Annotated in this window: 4 protein-coding genes; 3 read left to right on the top strand and 1 reads right to left on the bottom strand. The window is 73.9% G+C overall.

Going from position 1 to position 14972, the window contains the following annotated elements; genetic code table 11:
- Positions 1 to 19: 19 nt before the first annotated feature.
- On the bottom strand, positions 20 to 12721 hold the full coding sequence (locus tag ACZ3OF_RS32890) for an amino acid adenylation domain-containing protein (protein ID WP_467308471.1): 12702 nt from the start codon (positions 12719 to 12721) through the stop codon (positions 20 to 22).
- 177 nt (positions 12722 to 12898) lie between these two features.
- Here ACZ3OF_RS32890 and ACZ3OF_RS32885 point away from each other — a divergent pair, with 177 nt between their 5' ends.
- The 3 genes from ACZ3OF_RS32885 (at position 12899) to ACZ3OF_RS32875 (ending at position 14882) form a co-directional block, all read left to right on the top strand.
- Positions 12899 to 13564: a class I SAM-dependent methyltransferase gene (locus tag ACZ3OF_RS32885; protein ID WP_361679166.1), complete on the top strand. Its 666-nt coding sequence runs from the start codon at positions 12899 to 12901 to the stop codon at positions 13562 to 13564.
- Between the two features lie 84 nt (positions 13565 to 13648).
- Positions 13649 to 14197, top strand: a complete 549-nt coding sequence (locus tag ACZ3OF_RS32880) for a GNAT family N-acetyltransferase (RefSeq protein WP_467308470.1) — start codon at positions 13649 to 13651, stop codon at positions 14195 to 14197.
- Positions 14198 to 14366: 169 nt separating this feature from the next.
- On the top strand, positions 14367 to 14882 hold the full coding sequence (locus tag ACZ3OF_RS32875; RefSeq protein WP_361679172.1) for a DinB family protein: 516 nt from the start codon (positions 14367 to 14369) through the stop codon (positions 14880 to 14882).
- Positions 14883 to 14972: the final 90 nt, after the last annotated feature.

Genomic DNA, 14972 nt, shown 5'->3' with positions numbered 1-14972 from the left:
CAACCGAAGTACGCACTTCTCAGAGGCTCTCCTTTCGGCAGATGACCGAGGGGGTCCCCGGAGGCGGGAAGTTGTCGAGGTCGCCGTCCTGAGTGGCCACGGCGTGGCCGAGTAGATGCAGGGGGCCCGCCTCGATGCCGGCTGCTTCCATGCCTCGCCAGTGCGCCAGCGCGAGCTTGGCGTCCACCAGACCGTGGACCAGGGGGAGTTCGGGGTCGATCGCGTGGAGCAGGGACTCCAGACGGCATGAGGCGATCGTGCCGGGAAGCCATGTCCGCGCCGCGTACCCCTCCGCTGCCGCCTGGGGGAGCCCCGGAGCCGTCCGGCGTTCCACCGGGCCGACGGACAGCAGGCCGCCGCCGACGATCAGGACGTCGCGCCGCTCCCGCATGCGGGCCAGGGCCGCCGCGGTGTCGAAGCAGTGCGGGAACGAGTCGTCGACGACGATCGCACCGGGCCCGAGCCTCGGCACGTCGAGCACCGCGCCGCCCCCGCTCACGGCAGTGACCAGGAGGTCGGCCTCGTACACCGCGGCCGGTAGCGTCGGACCTGACTCGTGGACCTCGACGTTCCGGGCCAGGCCGCGCGTCTCCAGGTCCTCCGCCAGCTTCCGCAGGCGTGGCGCGCTCCCCGCAACGTCGCACAGGAGCAGCCGGGCGGGCGGCTCGGGGGCGAGGGTCAGGAGCAGTTCGAGGGACGAGCCGCCGATGGAGCCCAGGCCGGCGACGGCCACGACGAGGTCGGCGAGCTCACGGCCCGTACGGGCGAGCGCGGCGTGCACGGTCTTGACCACGGACACCGCGGTCGCCGCATGCCCCGTCGTGAGAGCCGTCGGGGTGTCCGTCCCGCGCAGGACCTCGAAGCCGTACGCGGTGAGAGACGGGATCATGCCCGCGAGCGAGACACAGCGCGCGCCCAGGGTCGACGCGTACTCGACCGCCCGGGCAGTGCGCGCCGCGAGGTCGGACGTCGACGCCAGCTCGTCGGCGAACAGCGGAAGGCAGACGAAACCGGACCGGCCAAGCGGCGTGTCGACCTCCTCCACGAGTCGCGGACGTCCGTCCGGGAAGAGCAGCCGACGTACGTGTTCACGCGCCGCCGCCTCGGCCCCCGATCCGCCGAGCGGGCCGAGCGAGCCGAGCGGGCTGAGCGCTCCTAGCGGCCCGAGCGCGCCGCGTGAGCCCTGCGACGCGAGTGCCGTGAGCTGACTCGGCGGCGGAAGGTATCCGATGAGCGCGGAGTCCAGGACTTTCGTCGCCGGCTGCGGACCGCGGTGGGCCGTCGTCGTCACGCGCGGGCGTGCCGCAGTGTGCGCAGCCTCGGTCAGCTCCTTCCGTAGCGCGCCGGTGAACGATGCGAACGCCGACTCGTCCGGGAACGCGGCGGTGGACGCGCGCAGCGTCACCCTCAACTCCCCCTCTCCGACCGGCCGCACCGCCAGGAACGTGTCCGTCCCCACCGGAGGCGGCGCGAGGACGGCGTCGGAGTCGTCCCACCGCACCCCCAACGTGTCGCCGCTCAGCGGACCGAGGGCCGAGAAGTCCAGGAAGGTGAAGAAGAACTGGGCGGTCGCCGGCAGCCCGCCGCCCCTCGGGGGCACGTGAACTCCCTGCGTACGGGACGACTCGACCTCGGCCACGACCGCACGCAGGTCCTCGCCGAACGTACGGTTCGCCCCCTCCCCCGACAGCGGACCCGGCCGCACCGGTACGGCGGCGGCGTACGGGCCGAACACCAGGTGGGCGTCCGGCTGGCCGTCGTCGCGGCCGGAGACGGCAAGGCCGAGGATCAGATCCTGCTGCCCCGTCGCGGCGGCCAGCGTCCGGTAGTACGCGGTGAGGACCGGGGCGAAGAGTGTCGAACTCGCCGACGTGGCGATCCGGCGCAGGGCCGCGACCTGGTTCGCGTCCAGGGTGAATCCGGCCGAATGGTACGGGTGTGCTCCGCGGCCCCTGTCGGGCGTCCCGCTCCCGCCGTGGACCCCGAGAACCGGGCGTCGATAGGGCGCGTCGATGCGGGCCCTGACCGGGGCGCCGGAGGATGTCACGTGTGCTTGCAGGGCCACGTGGTCCCGGAAGGTGCCCCGCAGCGGCGGAAGTTCGGCGGACTCGCCCCGTACCAGACGGTCGTAGCCGGCGAGCAGTTCTCGGCCGAGCAGCGCCACGCTGTAGCCGTCGCCGATGAGGTGGTGGGCATGGACGACGAGCGCGTGCTCGTCGGGCCCGAGCGTGAGCAGGCGAAGACGCAGCAGCGGCCACGCCCAGGACTCGAAACGGCGCTCCCGTTCCTCGGCGAGCCGTGCGGCGAGGAGGCCGGGTTCGGCGAGGGTCTCGAAGTCGACCGGGAGCCGCAGCGTGGGCGGCAGTTCCTGCTGGATCGGCGGACGTGCACCGGCGGGGAACACGGTCCGCAGCATCGGGTGGCGTACGACGCAGGCGTCCACAGCCCGCTGGAACAGCTCGGGTCGCAGAGGGCCGTCGACCCGCAGACACGCGAGCCATGCCGTGTGGGACCCGGGCGCCATGGCCTCCGCGAGGAGGAACCCGCGCTGGGAGGGGGCGAGCGGGAACGGCGAAGGACCGTGAGCGTGTACGTCGTCCCCGCCGATCGGCCCGACCGTCGGCCCATCCGTAGGCCGGTCAGTCGGCCGGACAGTCGATCGGTCGGCCGGCCGCTCAGTCGGCCCGTCAGCCGATCGGCCGACCGCCGTGCCGCTGGGTCCGGCGTGGATGTCGTCGGCCGCGCTGTCGATCGCGGCGGCGAGCGCGGCCAGTGTGCGATGGGTGTACACGGCCGTGGGCCTGGGCAGCGCCGGGACCTCCTCCCGCAGCCGCGCGAACACCTGGAGGACGAGCAGGGAGTCGCCTCCCAGGGCGAAGAAGTCGTCCTCGCGCCGGACGTCCTCACCGTCGAGGAGCTCGGACCAGACACGGGCCAGCAGGACCTCGGTCGGCGTCGCAGGGAGCGTCCGTTCGGCCATGGCATCGACGGACGGAGACACCGGCACGGGCACCGTCACCGTCGCCGGTGCTTGTGCCGTCAGTCGGCCGCGGTCGATCTTCCCGGTCCCCGTGAGTGGCAGATCGTCGACCAGGTGGATCCGGGCCGGGAGCATGTACTCCGGCAGCGTGAGCGCCAGATGGGCGCGCAGAGCGGTGGAATCGGGCGTCGCGACGCCCGGCCTGCACTGGACGAAGGCGCTCAGCCGTTCGTCCCTGTGCACCACGGCGGCACGCGCCACCGCCGGATGCGTCAGCAGCACCGACTCGATCTCGCCCAACTCCACCCGGTGCCCGCGGATCTTCACCTGGTCGTCGAGCCGCCCGAGGAAGTCGAGGACGCCGTCCTCGTCCCGCCGGACCCGGTCCCCGCTGCGGTACCAGCGGCGACCGTCGCGTTCCGTGAACGCCGCTTCGGTCAGCTCCGGTTGGTGCAGATAGCCGGGTGTGAGACCGACACCCCCGATGAGCAGCTCGCCGGGCTCACCCGGTGCGCACCGCCGACCGTCCGCCGTCACCACGTCGACCTCCGTGCCGGTGAGGGGCGTGCCGATGGGCAGCGCCCGAACGTCGTCGGCGGGGCGCGAGTCGATGATGTGGAACGTGGCGTTGATGGTGGCCTCGGTGGGCCCGTAAAGGTTGGCTATCCGGTGCCCGGGCCCGAACAGGTCGTACCAGCGGCGCACATGGGCGGGCGGAAGCGCCTCGCCGCCGACGTGGATCCAGCGCAGGGCCGACAGGTCCGGCGCCGGCGCGCCGTCCCGTACGCGTGTCTCGGCGGCCTCCAGAAGGCGCGACCACAGGCTCGGCACCGAACTCCACACCGATATCCGGGCCTGCTCGACCCGGTCGAGGAGAGTCTCGGGGTCCCGGAGCAGCTGCCGCGGGAGGGTGACCACCGTGGCCCCGACCATCAGCGGCGCGAGGAGTTGGCGTACCGACGCGTCGAAGCAGAGCGACGCCGTCTGAGCGAGCCGGTCACCCTTGCCGTACCCGAAGGTCGCCAGCGCCCAGTCGAGATAGTTGCTCATCGAACGACGGGTGATCGGGACCGCCTTGGGGCGCCCGGTGGAGCCGGAGGTGAAGATCACGTACGCGACGGAGTCGGGGTCCGGGGCCGGAACGTCCGTATGGTCGGACCGAGGAGACCACGGCTCGGGCTCGGAGGAAGGTCCGTCGGCCGCGACGAGGGTGAGCCCGGAGTCGGAGGCGAGCTCTGCCGCTGTCGAGCGAGTCGCCGCATGGCAGACCAGCACGCGGGTACGGGACCGCTCCAGCTGGTCCGCCAGACGGGCGGGGGGATGGGCGGCGTCCAACGGAATCCAGCCCGCACCGGCCCGCAGGATGCCGACCACGCCCGCCACGGCGTCGGCGCCCGGTTCGGTCAAGAGGCCCACCAGGTCACCCGGGGCGACGCCGTGGGCGCGCAGACGGGCGGCGAGCGCACCGGACGCCCGGTCCAGTTCGGCGTACGTGACGCCGCCGCCGTCGCCTGTGTCGACGGCCACCGCGTCCGGTGTCGCGCCGAACTGCGCGAGAACGCGGGCGACGATGTCCGACGACTCATGTGTGAGGGCCGGGGCATGGGCGGCGCCGGGGGCGGGCATGCGCGAAGCAGGGACGGGTGCCCGCCGGGCAGGGACGGGTGCCCGCCCGGCGGGGACGGACACGGCGGTGGCTGCCTCGGCGGCCACCGCCGTGACGAGTTCGGCCAGGTGCTCCTCGGCCAGCCGGGCGATCGTGGCCCGGCCGAAGAGCCGAGCCGGGAAGTTCCAGGAGAAGGACAGTGCCCCGTCGGACTCCCAGCACAGCAGGCTGAGCCGGGTGGCGGCGGAGGCGGTTCCGGCTGACGTCGGGCGGACCTCGACCGGGCAGTCGGGGTCGAGGGAGACCGGGAACCGCGCGAAGCTGAACGACGCGGGCCCTGCCGTACGCGGTCCGGCCCCGTCCGCGGGCAGCAGCCGGGCGAGGTCCTGACTTGTGAGCCGGCCGTGGCGCTCTGCCTCGGGCCACGCGTCGCGCAGCCGTGCCGCGAGCGTGAGCGCCGAGTCGTCGGGGCCGACGTGGACAGGGATCGGCAGGGTGTCGGCCAGCGGCCCGACCAGCCGCTCGACACCGGGCAGCCTGGTCTCGCGGCGGGCTCGCGCCACGTTGACGGACACGTCCTCCCGTCCGCCGCCCCACCGCGACAGGCAGCGCGCGTAGGCCGCGAGCAGGAGGTGGAACAGAGACACCTCGTGTGCGGCGGCCACCTCCCGAAGCCCGGCCGTCAGGTCGGTCCCTGGGGCCACCTGGTGGGCGAGGAGCGGGGGTTCGGGGAGAGCGAGCGGATCCCCGTCGTACGGGAGCGCGAGCGGTTCGCCCCTGTGGGCGAGCACCTCACGCCAGTACGCCCGGTCCTCGGCGAGGGCGGCCTCCGACCGTTCCGCCGCTTCGCACGCGGTGTACGCGGCGAAGTGCGTGGTGAGCGGCGGGAGTTCCGGGGAGCGACCTCGCGACAGTGCCGTGTAGAGGGTCCAGAGCTCCTCGCCGAGGATGTTCAGGCTGAACCCGTCGGCGGCTGCATGATGTACGACGAGTACGACACGGGCGGCTTCGGCGTCCGCCGTGCGGGCGAGGACGGCGCGGACGGGAGCCTCGGTGGCGAGGTCGAACGGGCGGTTGCGCAAGGCCTCTTCGAGGTCCGCCAGCTCGTCCTCGACGGAGCGGATGCCGGGCAGGTCACGGACCTCGTACCAGTCAGGTGCCCGGTCGTCGCCGACGGGCTCCACGGCCACTTGCGTGGGCGCCGGCTGCCCGGGGTGGATCCGTATGCGCAGCATCGGGTGGCGGTCGGCGAGCCGCGCGAGCGCGACGCCGAGAAGGCCGGCGTCGAGGGGGCCGCGGACGTCCTGCGTCACGTATCCGTAGGCGGCGACATCCGGGTACAGCCCGCCCTGGGTGTGGAAGGCGAGCTGCACCGGCGTCAGGGAGAAGGGGACGCCGACCTCGGCCGCCGCCGCCTTCACCGCCGGTCGTGCTGCGGAGTCCTGGGCGGGGGAGAGGTCCTCGGAGCCGAGATGGCGGGCGAGTTCCCCCAGAGTCCGGTGCTCGAAGAACAAGGTGATGGGCAGGGAGCGAGCGAGCTCCTTCTCCAGCCGCTTCACGAGATCGACGGCCATGAGCGAGTCCAGGCCCAGGCCGAGCAGCGGTACGTCGTCACCCAGGTCGTCCGCAGACACGAGGAGTGCCTCGGACAGCAGCTGCCGCAGGACGTCCGACAGGCTGGAGCCGCGATCCGTTCCGGCCAGCGGGGGGCGAGAGGTGGTGGGTGCGGGCGGCCGGGTGGTGTTCCGGTACGCGGATACGACGCTGTCGGCGCCGGTCGGGACACGGCGTGAGGGGGTCGAGGCCAGGTCGGCGACCATCAGCTGGGCGGCATCGGTGCCGCAGGCCCACCGCAGGGCTTCCAGCGCCGCACCGGTCGCCAGCGGCGCGGGCCCGCGCCCTGCGTACGGGGCGGGCGTGGCCGTCGCGAGGGGGCGCGGCGGGGCCTGGAGCCCGGCGTCGGCCATCGGCTCGGTGGCGGCGGGGAGTTCCGTACCGGCATCGAACCCGGCACCCGAACCACCTCCCGCGCCAGGACCAGGACCGACACCAGCACCAGCACCCGCACCAGCACCGACACCCGCACCAGGACCGACACCAGCACCAGCACCGGCACCGCCCGCACCCGCGGCGGAACCCGCACCGAGTCCCGCTCCGGCAGACAATCCCGTATCGGCGAACGCCGCGAAGTTGACCGACTGCCAGGGCCGGCCGGCCGCGCACTCCGCGGCGGCGAAGGCGTCGAGGTAGGCGTTGGCGGCGGCGTAGTCGCCGATCGCCCCCGCCAGGCCCGGCAGCACCGAGGCGACCGAGGAAAAGGCCACGCACAGGGAGGGGCGCAGGTCGTGCTTGCGGAGGCCGCGCGCGAGCAGCGCCGTGCCGCGCGTCTTGGCGGCCAGGACCTCGGCCACCTCATCCGGCGCCTTCGCCCGCAGAGTGCCGGGCCGGACCACCCCGGCCGCGTGGACCAGGACGTCGAGACGCGGCAGACCGGCCAGCAGCGCGTCGACGTCGGCCTCACGGGAGACATCGGCAGCGCGGTACGCCACGGTGGCGCCGAGCGCCCTGAGTTCGGCCAGCAGCCCGGACGGCGGCTCGACCGAGCGGCCGGTCAGCACCAGGGTCGGTCGACCCCGTGCCGCCAGATCACGGGCCAGTGCGCCACCGACCCCACCGGCGCCTCCGGTGATCAGATACACGCCGTCCGCCGGCAGCGCTGCCTCCGGCGACTGAGCGGCCGCGTCCGTGGCGACCGGCGCGGCGGTCCGGCCGAGGCGTCGCCCGTCCCGCCAGGCGATGGCGGCCTGGACGGTTTCCTCGCCCGACTGCGCCGGACGGGCAGCGAGTTCGAGGTCGAGCGCGTCGAGGCGCGCGTCGATCCCGTCCATGGAGGAAAGGTCGACGCTGTGAGCAGCGACGCCCGGCAACTCCTCGGGCAGCGCCAACGCCATGCCCGTCAGCACCGCTTGCGTCGGGCGAGGACGTTCCGGTCCGGCGCCGGTGACATGGACGTCCTCGGTGACGACGAGCACGCGCGGGCGGTGGTGCGCGAGGTGCGGCAGCAGATCCTGGAGCTCGCTCACCATGGCGCGGTGCGCCGCGTCGAGCGCGGCGGCGGATTCCGGCTCCACCGCGGGACCCGCGAGCAGCACGGCTGCCGTAGGGGCCGGCGCGCCGTCGGAGAGCGCGTCCCCGGGCCGCCGGACCGTGACACCCCGCCCCGTGAGCCGGTCGGCGAACGCGCGGGCGAGCGGCGAGTCCGGTCCGGACAGGAGGACGGTACGCGGCCCGGAGCCGACGGTCAGCGGGGCATCTCCCCAGCCGAACCGGTGCAGCAGCGGCCGGGGTTGGGTAGCGGCGGCCGGCCAGTGGCGACGCCGCTGGAAGGGGTACGTCGGTACGGAGATCCGGGCGCGGCCGGCATCCATGGCCGTACGGTCCAGAGGTACGCCCCGCTGCCAGAGCCGGCCCACGGTCTCGAGCAGTCCCCGCGCGCCGCCCCGGTTCCCGGCGGCGAGCACGAGCGCTCCGGCTCCGCGAGGGTGCGCCGCGGCGACGGAACGTACGGGACCGCTGAGGGAGTCGGCGCCGAGCTCGACGAACGTGTCGTAACCGTCGCCGAGCAGGCGCTCCACGGCCGCGCCGAAGCGGACCGGCTGCCGGGCATGGACTCGCAGATAGGCCGAACCGAGGACGGGCTGCCACGACGCGGTGACCGTACTGATCAGAGGTGTCGTCGATGGCCGGAGCGTGATCGCCCCGGCGGCTTCGGCGAGCGGTGGGAGGGCCGGATCCATCAGGGGCGAGTGGAAGGCCCGGGACACCGCGAGCCGCCGTGCCGCGACGCCACGGGCCGACAGCCCGGCGACCGCGTGCTCGACGGCCGCCTCGGTGCCGGCCAGGACGACCTGGTCGGGACCGTTGACCGCGGCCACGCTCAGCGCGCCCCGCGCGTCGGCCACCAGGGCGGCGGCCGTCTCCTCGTCGCAGCGGACCGCCGCCATGGCGCCAGGTGCGCACAACTCCGCCATCAGCCGACCGCGTTCGGCCGCGAACCGTACGGCGTCGGCGAGCGAGAGCGTCCCGGCGACGCACGCGGCGGCGATCTCGCCGACGCTGTGCCCGGCGACCGCGTCCGGCGTGATACCCCAGGCCCGCACCTGGCGGGCGAGGGCGACCCCGTAGGCGACGAGGAGCGGCTGGGCGATGTCGGTTCGGGCGAGCGAGTCGGGTGACACGTCGGGGTCGAGGCACCAGGCGGCGAGGCCGCGTCCGCCGATCACGCCGACGTGGTCGGACGCCTCGTCGAGCGCTTCCCGGAAGACGGGCGCGTCCGCGTACAGGGCGCGGGCCTGACCGTGAGGGCGTACGCCCTGCCCGGGCAGCAGCAGGACCAGCCGCGCCCGGGAGCGGACGGCCTCGCCGCCCGGATCGTCACCGGAGGAATCGCGACGGGCGTCGAGAGGGGCGGCGAGACGGGTATCGAGAGGAGCGGTGCGACGGCCATCGACACGACCATCGAGGCGGGCATCTAGTCGTGCGGCGAGATCTCCCTCGGCGACGACGGCGAGACGGTCGGGCCCCTCGTCCCGCGCCGCGGCGACCGCGGCGCAGACATCGCCCTCGTCGAGGCCGGGGTGGTCACGAAGATGGTCCGCGAGACCGGCAGCGGCGGCGCGCAGTGCGTCCCGCCCATGTGCCGACAGGGTGAGCAGCCGAGGGCCACCCGACGGCGTCCGATTCTCCTCGGGCCGGGCGGGGGCCTCCTCCAGTACGGCATGGGCGTTGGTGCCGCCGAAACCGAACGCGTTGACTCCCGCGACGAGCGGGCCCGGTTCCTCCCAGTCCCGCACCTCCTCCACCAGGGCGAAACCGGCACCGGCCAGGTCGAGCGCGGGCGCAGGCGCCCCCTGGAGCGGGGACGGGGCCAGGCGCCGATGACCCAGTGCGAGGACCACCTTCACCAGGCTCGGCATGCCGGCGGCATTGAGCAGATGACCGACATTGGTCTTGACGGAGCCGAGCAGCCGGAGACGCCCGTCGGCGCGCGGCGGAAAAGCGTGCGCGAGCGAGCGCACCTCGACGGGATCGCCGATCGGCGTACCCGTGCCGTGCGCCTCCACGTACGACACGCTCTCGGGGTCGACGCCCGCGTCGCGGTACGCCTGCGTGATGACCTCACGCTGCGTCAGGGGATTGGGGGCCATCAGGCTCAGCGAGCGGCCGTCGTTGTTCACGGCGGTGCCGCGGAGGACCGCGAGGACCGGGTCACCGGCCCGCTCCGCCTCGTCGAGCCGGGTCAGGACGAGGGCGGCGCCGCCCTCCCCGGGCACGAAACCGTCGGCCGCCGCACCGAACGCGTGACACCGGCCGGTCGGGGACAGCGCCTGCGCCTTCTCGAGCAGCGCGTACGCCGTCGGCGTCAGATTGAGGTGCACGCCGCCGACGACCGCCACGTCGCACTCACCGGCCTGGAGGCTGCGGCGCGCCAGGTGCAGCGCGACCAGCGCCGAGGAGCACGCGGTGTCGACCGCGAGCGCGGGGCCGGTCAGGTCCAGACAGTGCGCGACGCGGGCGGCGAGCATGTTGGGCAGGTTCCCGGTCAGCGCCGCGGCGGGCAACTCCCCGCCGCCGGTGGCCTGTTCGAGCACCTTCCGGTAGCCGCTGTCCCCGGCCGCGACGAACACGCCCACCCGGCGGCCGTGCCGTCGCGCGCCCGCATGACCCGCTCGCTCCAGGGCCTCGTGCGCAAGCTCCAGAAGGATCCGCGCCTGGGGATCGGTGGCCAGGGCCTCGTCCTCCCCGATGCCGAAGAACCCCGCGTCGAATCCGGCGGGCTCATCGAGGAACGCGCCCGACCGACCGTTGCCGTCCGACGGATCCGGCCACCGACCGTCCGGTACGCCGCTGACGGCGTCGTAGCCGTCGACGAGCCGGTCCCAGAACGCCTCCGGGGTGTCGGCACCGGGGAAGCGGCAGGCGAGGCCGGTCACGGCGACGACGGGCCCGGCGGCGCCGTGGGCCTGTCCCGGCCCGGGTGCGGTGTGAGCGGGCGAGCGGCGTCCGTCCGCCCGTGCGCCCTGCGCCGGGCACCCGTCCGAATCCTGGCTGTCGGGGCGCTCCGAGGTGAGGATCAGCCCGGCGAGGGCGGCCACCGTGGCGTGGTCGCGTATGTCGGAGGGACGCAGCGCCACGCCGAACTCGTCCTCGAGGGCGGCGAGTACCTCCATGGCCTTGAGCGACGAGCCCCCGAGCGCACGGAAGTCGTCATGGAGACCGATCTCCTCCACCGGCCGCCCGAGGGCCAGTGTCCAGACGCGGCGCACGACGGTCTCGACGTCCCGTCGGGAGCGGGGCGCGCGCGACGGCGCGATACCGTCTCGCGCGGTGAGGTCCTCCTGCCTCTCCGCGGGGGGCGTTCCGGTCCTTCCCGCCGGGACCGCGGCCCCGGCGGCTTCGGATCCGCCCCCCACCACCCCGGTGGCACCCCGCTCCGCGATCTCCGGATACTCCCCGCCCTCGAAGCGTTCGCGCAGCGCCCCGCGCCGGACCTTTCCGCTGGTCGTCCGTGGGAACCCCCGTACGGGCATCGCCAACACCCGTACGTCGTCGTGCCCCAGGGCCTCGCGGACCCGAGCCCCGACCTCGCGCAGGACCGTGGGGGACAGGGCGGCGAGAGGCGGCGCGGGGGCGAGGAAGACGACCACGCGCTCACCGCCGCCCGCGGGATCGGTGGAGCCCACGACCGCGACCGGGCACCGCCCGAGACCGGGAGTGCCCACGGCCACCTCTTCGAGATCCGCCGCGTGGAACGTACGCCCGTCGACGAAGACGACGTCCTTGGACCGGCCCGTCACGCAGAGCCGCCCCTCGCGCAGGAAACCCATGTCGCCGGTGCGCAGCCACCCGTCGACGAAGGCGCCCGCCGTCGCCTCCGGAGCGCGGTGGTAGCCACGGGCCACCTGCGGCCCGCCGACCTCGATGTGGCCGACGCGTCGGTTCTCGACCGCCTCGCCTCCGTCGTCCGTGATGCGTACCGTGCACCCGGGCACGGGGCTTCCCACGTCCATCAGCTCGACCGCGTCCGGCCCGGGCGCGGTGTCCACGGCCAGCCCGCGGCTGAGCGCCGCGCGGTCCAGGACGAGCGGTCGCGCCACCTCGCCGGGGGGCGGGAAGGTGACGGCCAGCGTCGCCTCGGCGAGGCCGTACACCGGCTGTGGCGCGTCCGCCGCGAGCCCCGTGGGCCGCATGCGCCGGACGAAGGCGCGCCACACGGCCGGTGAGATCGGTTCCGCGCCGACCAGGATCATCCGTACACGCGTGAGGTCGAGACGGGCGAGGGTGTCCTCCGGTACGCGTCGTTCGACGAGGGCCAGGGCGAAGTTGGCGGCCGAGAGCAGGGTCGCCCCGTGCCGGGCCGCCGCCTCCAGCCACCGCTCGGGCCGCTTGGCGAAGGTCAGGGGTTCGAGCCGGACCTGCTTGATCCCGGCCGACAGCGGGACGAGGTGTGTGCCGATGAGGCCCATGTCGTGGAAGTACGGCATCCAGGTGGCCAGCACGTCCTCGGAGGTGATGCCGGCGGCGGCCCGGATCTGCGCCAGATTGGCCAGTACGGCCGCGTGCGTCAGTTCGACCCCCTTGGGCGCTCCCGTACTGCCCGAGGAGAACTGCAGGAACGCCACGTCGTCCGGCGCCCGCTCCGGCAGCCGGTGCGGAGCGGGATGGTTCCGCAGCTCGTCGAGCGTCAGGGGGCGTACGGAGTCGGGCAGGGCGTCGAGCAGCGGCGCGGTGGACGGGCCGAGGGCCACCGGGGGCTGCCCGAGGAAGTCCCGGACGGGCAGCACCCGCCGTACGTCCGGGGCGAGTGGCACCGGTACGAGCCCTGCGGCGACAGCGCCCCAGAACAGCGGCAGGAACTCCTCGCTCCGCTCCGCCGGCAGCACCACAGGGCTGCCCGGCGCGAGACCCGCGTCGAGGAACCCTCCCGCGACGCACAGCGCGTCGGCGAGCAGCGCGCGATGGGTGACGGTCCGCTCGCCGCCGCCGCCGTGCACATGGACGATCCCCTGGTCGGGCGCGGTGCCGGCCGAGCCGGCCAGCACATCCAGCAGCACCTTGTCGCTGTCGCCCCGCATCAACGCCCCCGTGGATCTGCCCGGCGACGGGCCGCCCCACGCGGCGCGCGGGAACGACCGCCCGCCCCCGGTCCGGTCTGGTCTGCGGCAATGATGACTGATCCACGTCCCGGCCCGGCGGCAGGGTCCGACGGCGTCTTCCGGCTCATGTCAGCGCCAGGAGCTACTGTCGCGAGCATGGTCGAACACGATGCCCTCACTGCCACCCGTGAGGCCTACGACACCGCTGCTCCTACCTATGCGAGCCTGTTCCGCGACTCGCTGCGGGACAGCCCTCTGGACCGTGCGATCCTGGGGGCCTTCGCCGAGGCCGTACGTGCGAGTGGGGACGGCCCGGTCGCGGACCTGGGGTGCGGGCCCGGCCACATCACCGCTCACCTGGACGGGCTGGGGCTGGAGGCGTTCGGTGTCGACGTCGCTCCTGTGATGATCAAGCTGGCTCGAAAGGCCTATCCGAGCCTGCGGTTCGACGTGGGCTCGATGGCCGCCCTGGACATCGCCGACGGCGTGCTGGGCGGCGTACTCTCCCGCTGGTCCATCATCCACACGCCGCCGCAGGAACTCGCCCCCGTCCTGGCCGAGTTCCACCGTGTGCTGGCGCCCGGCGGGCACCTGCTGCTCGGCTTCTGGGCGAGCGACGTCCCGTCCGGCACGACGCAGGTCCTCGATCACGCCGTCACGCCGGCCTATCGGTGGTGCCCGGATCACCTCGCCGCGATGCTGCGCACGTCCGGGCTCGCCGAGGTGGCCCGGATGGTTCGCGAGCCTCAGCCCACGGACCGCCGGCAGTTCCGGGAGGTTCACCTGCTCGCCCGCAAAGCCCAGGCAGAGGCCGTTGCCTGACAGCCGCCGACGGGCGCGGCTCCTCGATCGGCCGAGGACGTAAAGCGGTGGACAGGCGCCCCGCGCCGGGTGAGCATCTCCGCGATGGACAACGAAACTCTCTCCCTCCCCAGACGCGTCCGCTTCGTCGAGCTCAGCGCCACGGCCCTGCGCGCGCTTGCCGACGGTGACCTCGCCGGCGGCAGCGCGGAGGCCGGTGTCGCCCTCCACGAGTACTTCGTCAGCGAACGGTCCCGCTGGATCTTCGGCTATCGTGCGGACCAGCTCACCAAGGACCCCTCTGCCGCGCCCTGGATCGCGCGGGCCGCCGTGTCCGAGCCGGACGGTACGGTCGTCGGCGACGCCGGGTTCCACGGGCCGCCGGACGACGCCGGAGTGGTCGAGGTCGGCTACACCGTCGCGCCCGAGTACCGCCGCCAGGGCTACGCCCGCGCCATGCTGCGGGCGCTGCTCGCCAGGGCCGCCGCCGAACCCGGTGTCAGGACCGTGCGGGCCACCATCCGATCCGACAACACCGCCTCCCTGGCCACCATCGCCGGCTTCGGATTCAGCCGGGTCGGCGAGCGCGGGAACGAGCACGACGGGCTCGACCTCGTCTTCGAGGTCCCGGCCGACGCGATACGGACCGAGTAGCGGTACGGGCGACCCTCCGAGGAAGCCGTGATCGTCCCGGGCGGGCCGTGGCAGGAGAAGGGCCGCACGGGTGGGTGGAGTTGTGGTGCCGCGACCTGGGCTCCTGTCGTCGGAGGGCGAGAACGTTATTCTCTCGACACCCTCCCTGCGCTGCGGCACACTTCCCGCGATGACGCGACGAACCGATACGCCTCCCACCTGGGACGAGCGCACGCAGCTGACCACCTTCCTCGACTACGCCCGTGACACCGCCCGCGCCAAATGCGAGGGCGTGTCCGCGGAAGACGCCCGCAAGGCCCCGCTCCCGAGCTCGCCGCTGATGACGATGTGCGGGCTGATCAACCATCTGCGGTGGGTCGAGTACTACTGGATGCAGGTGGTGTTCCTCGGGGAGGAACACGTCGGGCCCCTCACGGAGGCGACCGACGACGACCCCGACCCCGAGATGCGGATCGCGGTGGACATCCCGTTGCCCCGACTTCTCGCCGAGTACGAGGAGCAGAGCGCCCGGTACCGTCGCCTGGTCTCCGGCCTCGATCTGAACGCGACGGCCGAGCGACCCATCAGCGGCGGCCGCCACGTGGACCTCCGCTGGGTGATCCTCCACCTCATCGAAGAGACGTCCCGCCACAACGGGCACCTCGACATCGTGCGTGAGCTCGTCGACGGACAGACCGGCGTCTAGCCGGCATACCGGCCGCGCCGACCTCCCGCGGGGCCCCACGCAGTACAGGCCGACCGGCCGTCCGGCGCGACCCGATCGGCCGCGACGCGG

This window comes from Streptomyces sp. NPDC022552 (genome assembly GCF_055561875.1).
This window is presented reverse-complemented; position numbering and strand designations above follow the sequence as displayed.